Origin of the sequence: Streptomyces sp. NPDC046977, from assembly GCF_040644455.1 — a bacterium.
Taxonomy (GTDB): domain Bacteria; phylum Actinomycetota; class Actinomycetes; order Streptomycetales; family Streptomycetaceae; genus Actinacidiphila.
On the sequence record NZ_JBEYWO010000013.1, the window covers coordinates 50077 to 63628 of the forward strand.

General features: G+C 71.0%; 15 protein-coding genes. 5 read left to right on the forward strand and 10 right to left on the reverse strand.

The window, feature by feature from the left end; translation table 11 throughout:
* Positions 1-62 precede the first annotated feature (62 nt).
* Positions 63-728, forward strand: coding sequence for a DedA family protein (locus ABZ883_RS20715; RefSeq protein ID WP_360907954.1), 666 nt, complete (start codon positions 63-65; stop codon positions 726-728).
* 99 nt (positions 729-827) lie between these two features.
* Positions 828-1664, forward strand: coding sequence for an undecaprenyl-diphosphate phosphatase (locus ABZ883_RS20720; RefSeq protein ID WP_360907956.1), 837 nt, complete (start codon positions 828-830; stop codon positions 1662-1664).
* A gap of 68 nt (positions 1665-1732) precedes the next feature.
* Here ABZ883_RS20720 and ABZ883_RS20725 read toward each other — a convergent pair whose 3' ends face one another.
* From ABZ883_RS20725 to ABZ883_RS20745, 5 genes are all read right to left on the reverse strand, one after another.
* The gene (locus ABZ883_RS20725; protein ID WP_360907960.1) at positions 1733-2353 is read right to left on the reverse strand and encodes a hypothetical protein; all 621 of its coding nucleotides are present in this window, start codon (positions 2351-2353) and stop codon (positions 1733-1735) included.
* A gap of 2 nt (positions 2354-2355) precedes the next feature.
* Entirely contained in the window at positions 2356-3201 is an 846-nt protein-coding gene (efeU, locus tag ABZ883_RS20730; protein WP_360907962.1) for an iron uptake transporter permease EfeU, read from the reverse strand.
* 20 nt (positions 3202-3221) lie between these two features.
* The gene (gene efeO, locus ABZ883_RS20735; RefSeq protein ID WP_360907964.1) at positions 3222-4382 is read right to left on the reverse strand and encodes an iron uptake system protein EfeO; all 1161 of its coding nucleotides are present in this window, start codon (positions 4380-4382) and stop codon (positions 3222-3224) included.
* Positions 4383-4481: 99 nt separating this feature from the next.
* On the reverse strand, positions 4482-5441 hold the full coding sequence (locus ABZ883_RS20740; protein WP_360907966.1) for a M56 family metallopeptidase: 960 nt from the start codon (positions 5439-5441) through the stop codon (positions 4482-4484).
* Entirely contained in the window at positions 5438-5809 is a 372-nt protein-coding gene (locus tag ABZ883_RS20745; protein WP_360907968.1) for a BlaI/MecI/CopY family transcriptional regulator, read from the reverse strand. Before ABZ883_RS20745 ends, ABZ883_RS20740 begins: the two co-directional genes overlap by 4 nt.
* A gap of 106 nt (positions 5810-5915) precedes the next feature.
* Between ABZ883_RS20745 and ABZ883_RS20750 the strand changes: the two genes are divergently transcribed.
* Entirely contained in the window at positions 5916-6590 is a 675-nt protein-coding gene (locus ABZ883_RS20750) for a DedA family protein (protein ID WP_360907970.1), read from the forward strand.
* Entirely contained in the window at positions 6587-7345 is a 759-nt protein-coding gene (locus ABZ883_RS20755) for a phosphatase PAP2 family protein (protein WP_360907972.1), read from the forward strand. Before ABZ883_RS20750 ends, ABZ883_RS20755 begins: the two co-directional genes overlap by 4 nt.
* A gap of 13 nt (positions 7346-7358) precedes the next feature.
* Here the strand turns inward: ABZ883_RS20755 and ABZ883_RS20760 are convergent, their stop codons facing one another.
* From ABZ883_RS20760 to ABZ883_RS20770, 3 genes are all read right to left on the reverse strand, one after another.
* On the reverse strand, positions 7359-9497 hold the full coding sequence (locus tag ABZ883_RS20760; RefSeq protein ID WP_360907974.1) for a bifunctional polysaccharide deacetylase/glycosyltransferase family 2 protein: 2139 nt from the start codon (positions 9495-9497) through the stop codon (positions 7359-7361).
* On the reverse strand, positions 9494-9733 hold the full coding sequence (locus ABZ883_RS20765) for a hypothetical protein (protein ID WP_360907976.1): 240 nt from the start codon (positions 9731-9733) through the stop codon (positions 9494-9496). Before ABZ883_RS20765 ends, ABZ883_RS20760 begins: the two co-directional genes overlap by 4 nt.
* A gap of 238 nt (positions 9734-9971) precedes the next feature.
* Entirely contained in the window at positions 9972-10718 is a 747-nt protein-coding gene (locus tag ABZ883_RS20770; RefSeq protein ID WP_360907978.1) for a hypothetical protein, read from the reverse strand.
* A 212-nt stretch (positions 10719-10930) separates the two neighbouring features.
* Here ABZ883_RS20770 and ABZ883_RS20775 point away from each other — a divergent pair, with 212 nt between their 5' ends.
* On the forward strand, positions 10931-12175 hold the full coding sequence (locus tag ABZ883_RS20775) for a hypothetical protein (RefSeq protein WP_360907980.1): 1245 nt from the start codon (positions 10931-10933) through the stop codon (positions 12173-12175).
* 185 nt (positions 12176-12360) lie between these two features.
* Here the strand turns inward: ABZ883_RS20775 and ABZ883_RS20780 are convergent, their stop codons facing one another.
* Positions 12361-12903 (reverse strand): hypothetical protein, encoded by a 543-nt coding sequence (locus ABZ883_RS20780; RefSeq protein WP_360907983.1) that lies wholly within the window; start codon positions 12901-12903, stop codon positions 12361-12363.
* Between the two features lie 77 nt (positions 12904-12980).
* Positions 12981-13490 carry a helix-turn-helix domain-containing protein gene (locus ABZ883_RS20785; RefSeq protein WP_360907986.1) on the reverse strand — a complete coding sequence of 170 codons (510 nt, stop codon included), beginning with the start codon at positions 13488-13490 and terminating at the stop codon, positions 12981-12983.
* Positions 13491-13552 lie beyond the last annotated feature (62 nt).

Here is a 13552-nt window from a genome sequence, read left to right on the forward strand (position 1 = left end):
GCCATGCGCCCCTGTCAGCCGGTCCAGACCCCCCGGCCCGCGCACGGCAGAAAGGCCTGTCGGTGCCCCACGCCCTCAACCCGCTGGATGCCACCTCACTGCTGACGGCGTTCGGCACCGTGGGTGTCTTCCTGGTGCTGTTCGCCGAGACCGGGCTGCTGATCGGGTTCTTCCTCCCCGGCGACTCGCTGCTGTTCACCGCGGGACTGCTCTGCACCACCGGCGCCGGCGGCCTGCACCTGTCACTGCCCCGGGTCCTGCTCGCGGCGGCGGCCGGGGCGCTGCTGGGAGCGCAAGCCGGCTACTTGATCGGCCGCCGCGCCGGCCGGACCCTGCTGAGCCGCACGCGCAACCGGCACCTGACCGACGGCATGGCCCGCGCCGAGGACCTGCTCGCCCGCTACGGCCACGGCAAGGCCATCGTCCTCGCGCGCTTCGTCCCCGTCGTACGGACGGTGCTCAACCCGCTGGCCGGAATCGTCCGCGTGCCCGCCGGGACCTTCGCCCTGTGGCAGGCTGTCGGCGGTCTCGTGTGGACCGTCGGCCTGGTGCTCGGCGGCTATGCCCTCGGCGCGAGCATCCCCAACGTCGACCGCTACCTGCTTCCCCTGGTCGGCGTGATCGTCGTCCTCTCCCTGCTGCCGCTCGCCGTGGAGCTGCTGCGCGCCCGCCGCACCCGCGCGGGCGCCGAGCCGGAACACCGGCCGGAACGACGCTCCGTGTCATGACCCCGTAGCCCCTCGCCCGGCAGCAACGCAGCAACGCAGCACCGCCGCACCGCCCGCGACCACCCAGCGATCACCCAGCGACCACAGAAACGGAACCCCATGAGTGCCATCAGCGTCGGCCAGGCCGCAGTCCTGGGAGTCGTCGAAGGAATCACGGAATTCCTTCCCATCTCCTCCACCGGCCACCTGAAGATCACCGAGGGGCTGATGGGCATCCCCGTCGACGACACGTCCGTCGTCGGCTTCACCGCCGTGATCCAGGTCGGTGCGATCGCCGCCGTGCTCGTGTACTTCTTCAAGGACATCGTGCGGATCGTCTCCGCGTGGGGCCGCGGCATCGTCAACCGCCAGGAGCGTTACCACCACGACTACAAGTTCGGCTGGTGGGTGATCTACGCGACCATCCCGGTCGTCGCCGTGGGCCTGGCCGCGAAGTCGCTCATCCAGGGTCCGCTGGCCTCCCTGTGGGTGGTCGCGGGCTCGCTGATCGTGGGCAGCGGCGTGATGTGGGCCGCCGACCAGATGGGCCGGCACAAGCGCGGCGAGGACGACACCTCGCTCAAGGACGCCATGCTCGTCGGCTCGTCCCAGATCCTCGCCCTGCTCTTCCCCGGCTTCTCCCGCTCGGGCGCGACGATGTCCACCGCGCTGATGCTCGACCTGGACCGGGTCGCCGCCACACGACTGTCCTTCTTCCTCGGCATCCCCGCCCTGACCGGCGCCGGCCTGTACGAACTGAAGGATGCCGCCGGCGCCGGGACCGGCCTCGCCCCGCTCGCGGTGGGAACCGCGGTCTCCTTCGTCGTCGCCTACGCCTCGATCGCCTGGCTGCTGAAGTTCGTCGCCAAGCACTCCTTCAACGCCTTCGTGGTCTACCGCGTCGTCATCGGCGTGCTGCTGTTCGGCCTGCTCGCCACCGGCGCGGTCAACGCGTGAGCCGTCGCCCCGGATGACGCTTCCAGGGGATCGACCGGTGCATCACTCCGGGACACACGGTTCGTACGTCAGTCCTCGGGCGGGGGCGAGAGCACCGGGTCGTCCATGCGGAGCAGGCGGTACCCCTCGCTCTTGCCCGGGGACCGGCCCGGATGGCGCGGACGGTAGGTGGCCGGCACAAAGTGCTTGGACCTCCGTGGCCGGAGCCGGCGCGCGGCACGCGTCATCGCCGCGAAAGCGGGGGAGGCGCCGAGCAGTTGGCGGAAGCTCCACGGGGTGAGTCCTGCCAGCCGGGCAGCGGTCTGCCAGCCCTGGCCCCGGCTGATCGCCAGCACGGCGACGCGGACCATCGCCGGCGTGACCGTACGGCCGGGGCCCAGGCCGTGCGCGGCGGCCAGTGCGGTCGCCGATGCGACAGCCGCCGCGAAGGCGGGGTCCAACTCCAGCCAGCTCCGCAGGACCTGGTCCGGTACGCCTGCCCACACCGCGGCCGCCTCGGGCCCCAGCCCGAGGGCCGTGGCCTGCAGAACGTCGGCCATCCGGGCCGTCGTGGCGTCCCGCTGACCGGGGTCGCGGCCGAGGGCCGCGTGCAGCCCGCGCTCCATCTCCTCCCGCGCGCACAGCCAGGCCACCACCTGGGCAGCCGTGGCCTCGGGATCCTCGGTGGCAGGGTCTTCGGGTGCGTCCACTTCTACTCCACGGGCGTGGGCTCGGCCGCCTTCTCCGGCCGCGGAGCGGACCGGGTGCGTTCCGGGGCGAGGAAGAAGGCCATCACCGGGATCAGGTACAGCGCCCAGACGAGCACCTGGATCAGGGTGGGGTCGGGCTGGAAGTTGAAGACGCCCTTGAGCAGGGTGCCGTACCAGGAGTCCGGCGGAATGGTGGAGCTGATGTCGAAGGCGAGATGGCCCAGCCCGGGCAGGATGTCCGCCTCCTGGAGGTCGTGGATGCCGTAGGCGAGGACACCGGCGACGACGACGAGCATCGCGCCCGTCCAGCGGAAGAACTTGGCCAGGTTGATGCGGAGCGCGCCCTTGTAGAACAGCCAGCCCAGGACGGCCGAGGTGGCCAGGCCCAGCAGCGCGCCGACGAGGGGACGGATGCCGTCGCCGGTGGCCTGCACGGCGGTCCAGATGAACAGGGAGGTCTCGAGCCCTTCGCGGCCCACGGCGAAGAACGAGGTCACCACCAGTGCCCCGGTGCCGACGGCCAGCGCGGCGTCGAGTTTGCCCTGGAGCTCGCTCTTGAGATGGCGGGCGGTGCGGCGCATCCAGAAGACCATCCAGGTGACCAGCGCGACGGACAGCACCGACAGGCTGCCGCCGAGGGCTTCCTTGGCCTGGAACGTCAGGGTGGAGGAGCCGAACTGGAGCAGCGCGCCGAAGGCGAGACTGAGGGCGACGGCGAGGCCGACTCCGGCCCACACGGGCACCAGTTGGCGGCGATTGCCGGTCTTGACGAGATAGGCGACGAGGATGCAGACGACGAGGCTGGCCTCGAGGCCTTCCCGCAGGCCGATGAGGTAGTTCCCGAACATGAGGTGGTGTTTCCCTTCAGCTACTTGGCGACCACGGCGGCGGCGAGCTTGGACAGCGGCTCGGCCAGCCCGTTCACACCGTCCGAGAGGTCCTTGCGCCGGCTTTCCGGGACCTTGTCGTAGGAGACGTACTCGTGGTCGCCGTAGCCGGTCCGGTACGTGTCCAGCAGCGCGGTGAGGGCGGCGAACCGGTCGTCGAGTTCCCCGGTGAGCGCGGGGTCGTTCCTGGACGCGAGGGGCCTGAGGAGTTCGTAGGACTTCCGGGCACCTTCGAGGTTGCCCTTGAAGTCGACGAGGTCGGTGTGGGAGTAGCGCTCCTCCTCACCGGTGACCTTGTTGCGGGCGACCTCGTCCAGCAGGCTCTTGGCGCCGTTGGCCATGGAGGTGGGGGTGATCCCGGCGGTGCCGACCTTCCTCACCCACGTGTTCAGATCGGTCATGAGCCGGTCGGCGAGTTGCTTCTCCCTGGCGCCGATCCTGCCGTCGTGCCACAGCGCCTTCTCCAGCCGGTGCCAGCCGGTCCAGTCCGTGGCCGGGTCCTGTCCGGGGTCCAGGCCGTTCTCGCGGAGGTCGACCTTCGGGTCGATGTCGCCGAACGACTCGGCGACGGGCTCGGTGCGCTCCCAGCCGACCCGCGACACGGCGTACAGCCTCTTCACTGACCGCAGATCGCCTGCCTTCACCGCTTCGGTGAAGGCCTTGGCCTTCGGGAGGGTCTCCTCGGCCTGGGCGAGGACGTAGCTGCGGTAACCGGCGACCGCGGCATCGGCTTCGGGGCTGCGCTTTGCGGCGGTGGTGCCCCGACCGCCGGTGGCCCGCACCTTCTGGCGGATACCGGCACCGCTCATGCCCGGTTTGCAGGCGACCTCGTAGACGCCGGGCCTGATCTCGGTGGTGAGCGACGTCTTGGTGCCAGGGCCTATGTTCTCGCGCTCCGCCGCGATCCGGTCATCGGGGTACAGCACGTACACCTCGGTGATCTTCGAGCCCTTGTTCTCCACCTCCAACGTCACGTGTCCGGAGGGGAATTCGGTCGTCGAGACCTCGCAGGCGGTGTCCGAAGCCGTCACCTTGACGGCACCGTCGCCGCTCGCGGCCTTCTGCGCGCATCCGGACAGCGCCGCAACCGCTGCCACGGTGACGGTGGCGCCGGCCAGCAGGCGCCGAGAGGGGGCGGACATGGGGGTGCCTCGATTCGCGCGGGGGAGTGCAGGGCAGACAGCTGCCCGGCCGCGCTGGAGTCTACAGACCTGTAGACGATAAGGAAAGGCTGCCCTTATTTAACGCAAGGACATGGGGCAGTGGGACGGGTCCTCCCCCTGGGCCACCTCGACCCCGTCGTGCAGCCAGATCGCCCCGACGGACGAGGAGACGGCCGCGGCGCCGCACACCAGGACCATGGCCAGCAGCACCGGGGCGAGGCGGCGGGTGGGGGCCTGTGAGAACAGGGCCTTCACCCGGGCGGGTACCGGACCGCCGGCCGCACCGGTGGCGAACGAGGGCAGCGGGGCGCGCTCCTGGTCACGCGTGACGGCCAGGGCGGCACGGCCGATCGCCTGCGCGGTCAGGGTGCGGTCGCCGGAAGCCTTCGCCGCGGCCTCGTCCGCGGCCCGCTCGGCGGCGAACGACACGTGCGCGACGGCGGCCGCGAGCCCCGGATGGCACCAGCCGGCGAGCTGGGCGACGGCCAGGAACAGATGGTGACGTCCGGCCAGGTGGGCGCGCTCGTGCGCCAGCAGCGCCTCGCGCTCGGCCGGGGCCAGGGCGCGGAGCATTCCCGTGGTCACCACGACGCGGCCCGAACGGCGGCGCGCGCCAGGCAGGGCGTAGGCGTCCGGGCGGGAGTCGTCGAGCACGTAGAGCCCGCCGGCCTCGGGGGCGCCGGCCACATGGTCGTGCGCCGCGCGGAACCTGCGTACCTCCGCGGTCGCCCGCCGCACGCCGGTCGCGCAGGCGACCGTGAGCGCGCCGGTGGCCAGCGCCGACACGGCCACCGCCACGACGTGCGGACCCGCCTCCAGAGGCCGGACGACCTCCGCCCACTCCGCGACCGCCGGAACCTTCAGGGCCAGCGGAAGCAGGAGCACGCCCAGGCAGGCAACGACCCCGATCGCCAGCGCTGCCGACGTCGCGGTGACCGCCCACAGCGCCACTTCGGGCCGCACCTGGAGCACGGCCCGCCGTGCCAGCGGCAGCAGGGCAAACGGAAGTACCAGCGGAATCAGCAGCAGCGAGATCACCGGTCGCCCTCCTCGAGCAGCCTGCGGAGCTCGGCCTCGTCCGCCGGGCTGAGGCCTTCCACGAACCGGGCCAGCACCCGGCCGTGGTCCTTGTCCTGGTCGAGCTCCCGGTGCATCCGGCGAGCGGTGAGGCCGTGGGAGTCCTCCACCGGGAAGTAGGCGAATCCGCGTCCCCCCGGGCTGCGGTCGACTACTCCCTTCTCGTGAAGGCGCGCCAGCAGGGTCGCCACCGTGGTGCGGGCGAGCTCCTGCGGGATCGCCTCTCTGACCTGGGCCGCCGTCTGCGGTTTTCCCGCCGCCCACAGTGCCGCGAGCACGCTGGCCTCCAACTCGCCGGCCGGTCGCCGCTCGCTGTCCGCGTCCGCCATGCAACTGCCCTCTCCCCAGGATCGTCTACAGTGCTGTAGACGACTACTTCTTTGTAGACGCACGTGTGTTGCCGCCCCGACGCCATTATCAAAGGGACCCGCACCGATGATCCTTCACCATCCCGCTTCACCGCAGGCAATGGACCTGGCCGTGAACGTGCTGGACGCCCAGTCCCTCCTCGCCGCCTTCGGCACGCTCGGCATCGCGATCGTCCTGTTCGCCGAGACCGGCCTGCTCGTCGGATTCTTCCTGCCCGGCGACTCGCTGCTGTTCACCGCCGGGCTGCTGTGCGCCGGTTCCGCGACCACCCCGGGGCACCTCTCGCTGCCCTGGGTCCTCGCCGCCGCCGCGGCCGGGGCACTCACCGGAGCCCAGACCGGATACCTCCTCGGACGGCGCGCCGGGCCGGCCTTCCTGAACCGCGTGAAGTCCCGCAAGATCCACGAAGGAGCCGACAGGGCCGGGGAGATCCTCCAGCGCTACGGCTACGCGAAGGCGATCGTCCTCGCGCGCTTCCTCCCGATCGTACGCACGGTCCTCAACCCGCTTGCCGGCATCCTCGACGTCCCCGCACGCACCTTCGCCCTCTGGCAGATCCTCGGCGGCCTGCTGTGGACCGTCGGCCTGGTCCTCGGCGGCTGGGCGCTCGGCGCGTCCGTCCCGAACGTCGACCGCTACCTCCTGCCGATCATCGCCGTCATCGTCGTGATCTCGCTGATCCCCGTCGGCCTGGAGCTGACCCGCTCCCGGCGCACCCGCCGCGCCGAAGGCGGTGCATGAGCCGTCCCATGACCGGCCGCACCAACCCCACCCCCGCACTGAGCGATGCAGAACCGGCCGCATCCGGCAGGCCGGTTCTCCGCTACGGCGTCACGGCGGCGACCGCCTTCGCGGCACTCGCCGCAACCGTCCTGATCTCCGGCGCCCGAGCGCTCCCCGCGGATCTGGACGTTCACCGGTTCCTGCTGGAACACCGCACCACACCGGTCGTGACGGCTCTGCGCGCCGTGACCGCCACCGGCACCGGCGGCTGGCCCTACCTGCCGGCCGCGGCCGGTGGCCTGCTGGCGGCACCTGCCGTACGTCTTCCGGTCTCGCGCGGGCGAGCGGTGCGGACCCTGCTGCTCTGCCTCGCCCTCACCGGGTGGCTGGCTCTCGGGCAGACGGTGAGGTTCGCCCTCATGACGGCCATCGCCCGGCCGCGGCCCCCCGGTGAGGACTGGGTCACCCATGCCTCCCGCTGGTCCTTCCCCTCCGGGCACGCCACCACATCGGCGATGGCGGCAGGACTCCTTGTAGCCGCGCTCGCCGTCCGCCGCCCACCCGCCTGGCGGCAGTGGGCCATCCTGCCGCTGTGCTGGGCCGTTGTGGTCGGGATCAGCCGCTTGTGGCTCGGCGTGCACTGGGCCAGCGACGTGGTGGGCGGATGGCTGCTGGCGACCGCGTGGGTTCTCCTCGGCGTCGCGATCGCGGCAGCCTTGGGCCTCCTGACCACACGAACGCGGGGCCGCGGTGACGAACAGGGCGAGAGCTGATCGCCACGGTTTCTCAGACCGCGGCCAGCGGTGATTCCACGGCGCCGGTGCGGCGGAGTTTCTGCCAGCGCAGGCGGCCGCCGGTCAGCGCCGTGATCCAGGACTGCAGCAGGACCAGGTACATCAACTGCCGGTACAGGATCTGCTGCAGCGGCAGCCACACGAGGTGGCGCGGCGACTCGCGGTCCAGCCGGAAGGCGTACGCCGCGCAGCCCGCCTGGAGGACGAGCATGAGGCACCACGCCGCCGCGGTGCGCAGGGTGGGCCCGAACACCAGCCCGTAGAGGAGGAAGATGTCGACCAGCGGCGCCAGCAGCGGGGCGACGACCATGAACAGCGACACCAGCGGCAGACCGAGCCGCCCGAAACGCCCCGAGTGCCCGCCCTCCCGGACGGCCCGGCGGTGCTTCCAGATCGCCTGCATGGTGCCGTAGCTCCAGCGGTAGCGCTGCGACCACAACTGCCGCACGGTCTCGGGGACTTCGGTCCACGCGCGGGCGTCCTCCGCGTACACCACACGCCACCCCGCCCGGTGCAGGGCGATGGTGACGTCGGTGTCCTCGGCGAGCGTGTCGTCGCTCATGCCCCCGACGTCGCGCAGCGCCGCACGGCGGAAGGCGCCGACCGCCCCGGGGATGGTCGGCATGCAGCCGAGCACGTCGTACATGCGGCGGTCGAGGTTGAACCCCATGACGTACTCGATGTGCTGCCAGGCGCCGAGCACGGTCCCGCGGTTGCCGACCTTGGCGTTGCCCGCCACGGCCCCCACGGCGGGGTCTGTGAACGGCTGCACCAGGGCGCGGACGGTGCCGGGTTCGAAGACCGTGTCCCCGTCCATCATCACCACGATGTCGCCGGAGGCGTGCGCCACCCCGTTGTCGAGCGCCACGGGCTTGCCCCCGTTGGACTGCCGGATCACCCGCACCCCGGGCAGCGCGAGGTCCTCCACGATCCCGGCCGTCCCGTCGGACGATCCGTCGTCGACGACCACGATCTCCAGCGGATAGTCGCTCGCCACCAGCGAGCGCACCGTGTTGGCGATGCACGCCGCCTCGTTGTAGGCCGGCACGACGACGGTGACGGGCTCGGTGAACTCCTCGGTCCGCCGCGCGTCGCGCTTCCGCGCGCGCCGGGCGTGGACGGCCGAGAGCAGCACCATCAGCCCGAACCGCGCCAGGACGAGCACACCCACCGCGGCCAGGAGGACCGTGAGCACGCCCATGGTGTGCTCGGAGAGCGTGACGGCCAGGACGAAGGCCTTGCCCTCCCACAGGCGCGGTCCACTGACCGGGATGTTCGCGCTCGGCGCGCTCAGTGCCTGCGTGAGGGTGGGGAACGCGTACCCCTGGGCGGCCATCTCCGGCAGCAGCCGGTCCAGTGCCGCCACGGTCTGAGAACGGTCGCCGCCCGCGTCGTGCAGGAGGACGATCTCCCCGGCGCCCGGTTCGGCGGGCTCGGCCGCGCGCACGATGGCGTCGACCCCGGGGCGTGCCCAGTCCTCGGTGTCGGCGTCGATGAACACCGTGAGGTATCCGCGCTCGCCCACGTATCTGGTCACGGGCCACGACAGGTCGTCCAGCGCGTTCGCCGTCGACGAGTACGGGGGGCGGAACAGGGAGGAGTGGATGCCGGCGGCGCCGGCCAGGGCCAGCTGGTTCGCGGCGAGTTCGTGGTCGACGCGGTCCTTCGACTGGTACACCAGGTCAGGGTGGTCGAAGGTGTGCAGGCCGACCTCGTGGCCCTCGGCGACGATCCGGCGGACGAGGTCCGGGTGGCGCGAGGCCATGGTGCCCGTCACGAAGAACACCGCATGGGCGTGGTATTCGGCGAGTTTGTCGAGGACCTCCGGTGTCCACCGCGGGTCGGGCCCGTCGTCGAACGTGAGGACCATGGTGCCGCGCGGGACGGACAGGGTCCGCGGCACGGCACCGCGGGCGTCGACGATCGGGCCGCCGTCAAGGACGGACTCCGGCACCCGGGCGGTGGCGACGGGCGGGTGGACCCGGTGGTCGGCGCCGATCTCGCTGTGGACCACACCGCGCAGGACCAGCATGCCGAGCACCGTCGCCAGCAACAGGGCCGGCAGGACGAACCGCAGCGGGACCGCTGTACGACGCCTTGGCCGAGGCGTTGCGGCCGGGGCGCCGGTCACCCGCCGCCTCCGGTCGTACCGGGGGAGGGGGCAGGTCGCACCGGATGGCCTTCGGCCGGGATCGTGAGCCGGGGAGCACGGGGGTCCGCGTCGGCCAGGCCGATCGCCAGCGTCACGGCGCAGCCGGCCCACAGCCCGCCGACGACCCAGCCGATGCCGCGCAGCGCACGGCGCCGCCGCCCGCTGGGGTCGACGAACACCGGCCGGTCCGTGGCTTCGGGTGTACGTGATTGCACCGCTTCTGGCCTTTCCGCGCGAAGCAACCTGACTGCGCGGAAGGGGACATGCGTGAGCAGTGGTCCGCCGGACGGCGGACCACGAACCCCCGTCGGTGGATCACCTGAGCGCTCTTGGAGCGGTGAATCTACCGGATCCTTGGCCAATTGTGTGCGGCCGGTGAACGATACGTGGGTTAACTGTGGTGCTCTGTCCGGCGTGGCTGCGTGGCTGCGTGTCTGCGTGCGGCGACGCGGCTTATGCGCGCGCGGCGGACGATTCCGGTGCGTCGGCCGGCTCGGGCACCCGCTGGACGTCCTGGACGTCCGCCTTGGTCACCGCCAGGTAGCCGACCACCAGGACGATCAGGGTCAGCAGGACCAGGGTCACCGGCCCGTCGCCGAGGCCGAGGCCCCCGACGGAGCGGGGCTTGCCCAGGCCGTCCGCGATCGACGCGCCGAGCGGGCGCGTGATCACGTAGGCGGACCAGAAGCAGAACACGGGATCCCAGCGCAGCAGCCGGTAGCCGGCGGCCGGAACGAGGATCAGCACCGCGAAGACGAGTGCGGAGGTGAAGTAACCCAGGTGCAGCGTGAAGGCGGTGAAGTCGCCGAGCGCGGTACCCATGGCGAACGTGGCGACGACGGTCGCCCAGTAGAACGCCTCGCGGCGCGGGGAGTCGATGGTGTGGATGGACAAAGTGCCCTCGGTGCGCCGCCACAGCCAGAACACGGCCAGCAGCAGTGCTCCGTACAGCAGGCTGGAGAGGGTGTACGGCACGCCGATGGCGACGTGCATCACGTCGGCCGCCATCGTCCCGAAGACACCGACCATGGCGACGGCGAACCAGTAGGTCCAGGCCCGGTAGCGGGCCTGGCGGAACTGGAGCATCAGCGCGAGGAGGAATCCGGCGAATCCGAGTACGACCGCGAGTTCAGGCGCCATGGCCTGGACGAGATAGTCCGAGGCGCCCTCGCCCAGCGCCGTCGACAACCCCTTTCCCACCCAGAAGGCCGTGACGATCGCGGGAACGCGAACCGCGCTTGAGGAGACGCTTGCGGCAGTGCCGCCTGAATGAGCATGACGCGCTGTCGAAATCACGTGAGCACCCTAGGGATCAAGACCGCGCTTGTCTACACGGGTGTAGATGGTCTAGCGTTCCGCGGACGAGAGGGATGCCCTCTTCGTACCGTTACCCGTTGTACGTGAGGGGTTCCATGACGACCACGACGACGCCGGAACATCGGACGCCCGCCCGGGAACTGCTGAACAAGGTTCCCGAGGTCACCGTCTGGTTCTGGGTGATCAAGATCCTGTGCACCACGGTCGGCGAGAGCTTCGCCGACTGGATCAACATGAACCTCGGTGTCGGGCTGATCAACACCGCGCTGATCTTCACCGCCGTTCTGGCCGGCGTCCTGTGCTGGCAGCTCGGCGCCACACGCTACATCCCGTTCGTGTACTGGCTCACCGTGGTGGTGGTGAGCGTGACGGGCACGCTCTACACCGACATCCTCACCGACAGCCAGGGTGTCCCCCTCGCGCTGAGCAGCAGTGTGTTCGCCTGCGTTCTCGCTCTCGTCTTCGGGATCTGGTTCGCCCGCGAGCGGACCCTGTCGGTGCACACCATCACCACCCGGCCCCGGGAACTGTTCTACTGGCTCGCGGTCCTGGTGACCTTCGCGCTGGGCACCGCGACCGGTGACTGGACCCTGGAACTGACCGGCTGGACCCCGGACGTCTCCGTGCTGCTCCCGCTCGGGCTGATCGTCGCGATCGTCCTCGCGTGGCGCCTCGGCGCCAACGCGGTGCTCTCCTTCTGGCTGGCGTACATCCTCACCCGCCCGCTCGGCGCCAACCTCGGTGACTGGCTCGGCTCACCCAGCGGCGATGGCGGACTGGGCCTGGGGACCGCGGCGACCAGCGTGATCTTCCTGGCCGCGATCCTCGCCACGGTGCTGTACCTCACGTTCAGCCGCAGCGACGTCATCGAGAAAACCGACCCGACGCCGCGCGCGGCGGACCCGGTGCGTGAGCGGATGATGCTCGGCTACTACGCCGTCGTGGCGGTCGCGGCCGGGGCGCTGCTCGTCTGGGCACACCAGCAGCCCCACGCCGCCGTGGCCGGCGAGGGCGACGCCCCGGCTCCCACGACCGTCCATCTCACCCCGGCGCAGGCGACGTCGTCCTTCCCTCCGGCCGAGATCGCGAAGTTCCGTACCGTCGCGTCGGACACGTTGGCGAAGCTCAACTCGGGTGACCAGGCGGCCGCGACCACCCGGGTGAGCGACCTCGAGACCGCGTGGGACGACGACCAGGCCACCCTGGAGCCCAAGAACGAGCAGGCCTGGGGCTTCCTCGACAGTGAGATCGACCAGGTCCTGACCGCGCTGCGTGATCCCCACCCGGACAAGGCCACCGAGGTCAAGGCACTCGACACGCTGCTCACGTCGCTCAACTGACCCGGCCACCCGGGTCGCTTGTCCCGAGGCCGGCACGCGGTGGCGGTGAAGGCGTGCCGCGGCCGGTCCCGGAGGCCGTCGGACCGGACGAGTCGGGCCGCCGCCTCCTGGGACGCCGCCGCGGCGACCAGGACGTTCACGCAGGTCCGCTGAGGTCACCGGCTCGTGCTGAAGTAACGCCCAGGTCAGGTCAGTTCGTCGGGCACGGGGACGCCGAGGTGTGCGAGAAGCGCGCCGACCTTGCGGTCGAGCTCGCGTCCGACGTCCGTGATCTCCGGCCGGCCGAGCACGGAGACCGTGTCGCTCGGGCGGTCGATCGCGAACACCGCCTCGCCGTACGGGGCTTCGTGGATCGTGACGCGCAGCGGGGCGTACATCAGGGCCCCGGCGTCGTGCCGGTACATGCGCTCGGCGATGGTGTGATTGCCCATCAGGTACTCGGTGCACCGGGCCTGATCGTCGGCCATGCCGAACAGCGGCTGGGCGTCGAACTTCCAATAGATCATGAAGCCCAGTGGGGCGTTCTCGTCCGCGAGCGCGAGTACGGCGCTCCACGGAGCGTGCTCGGTGACCAGCTCGAAGGTGCGCTGGTAGTCCAGCGGGGGGACGGCCTGCTCGAAGCGGGCGCGGAACTGCTCGTAGTCCGCTCCGACCGGGATCTCCAGTCGTGTGACGGAACGGGGGAGTGCGTGGATCGCGGGGTGCGTCGTCGTGGTGTGGTGGGCCATGACCTGCTCCCTTCTGGCTTGCCTTACAAGAGCCAGTCTAGGACGCGAAACGAACATTTGTCGCGGAAGCGTGCATATCAGACATGGGCGGTTGTGGCGGTGCCCAGCATCTGGGCGAGGTCGCTCTGCCAGGGCCTCACCCAGGCGGCCTCGGAGCGCGGTACCCGCCTGCGGCAACGCGGGCATCGGCGGCCGGGTTCGAACGACTCCCCGCAGGTCGTGTGCACCAGGCGCATCGGCTGCGTCGGTGACGCGGACGCGCTGTGCGTGTTGCCCCACACCATCAGGGCGTGCAGGACGGGAAGCAGGTCCTCACCTGCGCTGGTCAGCCGGTACTCGTCACGGGTTCGCCCGCCGCCCTCCGGCCGGTACGCGACCCGTGCGAGCAGCCCCGCCTCGACGAGCTGCCGCAGACGGCCGGAGAGGACGTTGTCCGCGATGTCCAGTCCGGCCTTGAACTCGTCGAAGCGCGTCATCCCGACGGTGGCGTTGCGCATGATCAGCAAGGTCCACCGGTCGCCGAGGATGTCGGCGGCCCGTCCGATCGGACACGGTCCGTCGGCGGTTCCGCGGCGGGGCCCTGGCATGTCGTACCTCCAGGCTTGCTCAACGCAAGCCTACGTCCGGCGCCGCCGGCCGGGTGACGGAG